The 2,003-nt window shown below is 62.3% G+C and carries 1 protein-coding gene; it reads right to left on the bottom strand.

Going from position 1 to position 2,003, the window contains the following annotated elements; all coding sequences use genetic code 11:
• Positions 1 to 280: 280 nt before the first annotated feature.
• Positions 281 to 1,738 (bottom strand): Na+/H+ antiporter NhaC family protein, encoded by a 1,458-nt coding sequence (locus tag AC4FAH_RS14765; protein ID WP_287020965.1) that lies wholly within the window; start codon positions 1,736 to 1,738, stop codon positions 281 to 283.
• Positions 1,739 to 2,003: the final 265 nt, after the last annotated feature.

The following is a 2,003-nucleotide window of genomic DNA, read 5'->3' as shown; positions in this document are numbered from 1 at the left end:
TTGCGTGATACGTACCTTCGCCATGCATGGCTCCTTGAAATGAAACGTCATGACATTGGGACAGGCCATGCAGGATTGAGTTCGGGACAATGCATGCCGCCCTGTCTCAGGCAGGCCAATAACAGGGGCATACCCAGAGACTGGGACAGAAGCAGAAAAGCGTCTGCCTGGTACCACAGCGCCCCGCGAGACTCCATCAGTCAGGAGTATCGCGGGGCGCTGTATGCATCAAGCCACAAACGTCAGGACGCTGGCTTACGTACAGGCTAGCGTGTGCGGCTCACACTTCCCTGGCCGGCGCCGCCAGCACCGTCTCGTGATTGCCACCTCCAGCGGCCTGCTGTGCGTGAGTGCCCTGCTTGCGAGCGCTGCGCGCACGCCAGGTGATGGAGATGGCCAGCACCACCAGCATCGCCCAGGGGTAAGGCGTGAAGAAGGACGCCATGGCACTCGGCGCCGCGACGCCCGCCTCGGCGGCACTGGCAGCGATCACCTGCTGCCAGACGGCCACCGCGATATGCCAGGGCAGCAGGAAGAAGACCGTGCAGACGGCGCAATCCATCAGGTTGGCACTGCGCTCTGGCGCGATACCGAACTTCTCGGCCAGCTTGCGCACCAGTCCCGGCCCGACCAGCAGCAGCGCTGGTGCATTGGCAGACAATGGAATGGAGGCCGCCACTGTCACGGCGACAATGCCGGTCTCGGCACCGGTGCGTGTCTTGATGAGACTCTCGTTGGCCTTGTCGAGCAGACGACGCATCAGACCGGCATCCAGAATCACCTGTGTCAGCGCCAGCACCATCAGGGCGAACAGCACGGCGCCGGTCACCGAGGCGATGCCATTCTCGATCAAGCCGGTGCTTTCACCGCGCTGTGCCGGCAGCGCAAAGATATCGTCCAGACTGATGGCGCCGATCACGAGAGCGCAGAGCATGGCGACCAGATTGCCGAAGAACATCGCTTCGATGATATGGCGACGCTTGAGGGCCAAGCCGACCACCACGGCCAGAGGCAACAGCATGACCAGGCCGAGCGCATTGCCTGATGCCAGCGCAGGCACCTCGGTCAGCGCCGTCTCGCTACCACCGGCCACCAGGAAGATCACCACGCAGATGGCCGCCGCGGACAGTGCCAGCGGCAGACGCGTGCGAATGACATCCGCGACCTGCGCCCCCTGGGTGAAGGACGACACGATGGTGGTATCCGAGACTGGCGACAGATTGTCACCGAAGGCAGCGCCCGAGAGCAGCGCCACCGCCAACATCGTCGGGTCCGCGCCCAGCATCACCCCAGCCGGATACAGCACGGGGCCAAGGCCGATGACAGTGCCCACGCTGGTACCCGTACCCAGCGAGAACACCATGCAGATGGCGAAGGCGAGCACCACGAAGACACCTCCGGTGGCACCCATCGAGGCACCAATCCATTGCAGCCCATCGATGAGCCCACCTGCCATCATCAGCTTGCCGAAGACCCCGGCGAGCAGCCATAGGGCAATGATGGCGGTCGCGGTGTGGTTGCCCATGCCACGCAGCAGGCTCTCGCAGTAGGCCGAGCGGTCACGACACAGAAAGAGCCCGACCCCCATCGCCAGCCAGGCGCAGGCCCAGAAAGGCTGGGTGCCTGCACGCTCGAATACCGAGAGGTAGATCAGCCCCGCCACCAGCACCATCAGCGGCACCAGAGCACCCACCACACCACCCCGAAACACCAGTTCCTTCGTGTCCTGTTGCTGCATATTCCTGTCCCTCACACGCGAGTCTTGTTATTGGAGTCATCCTTGCCTGGCGGGCCTGCACATGACGGCCCAGGCCCCCACCAGACAGCCACAGGCTATGCGAGCCACTGGCGTGACGACCAATGCCAAAATCAGTGGCAAGCGATTACTTTTTCACATGACCAAACAATCTCTCTGCCAAACATTAGAAAATCAGGTATTTCACATACTAAAGCGCTAACAAGCCAGTGATCTGTCAGGGTGCTGCCGCATCAATCAGCGTTGC

Source organism: Cobetia sp., from assembly GCF_983723665.1.
Note: the sequence above shows the minus strand (reverse complement) of the source record. Positions and strands in the feature narration are given on the sequence as shown.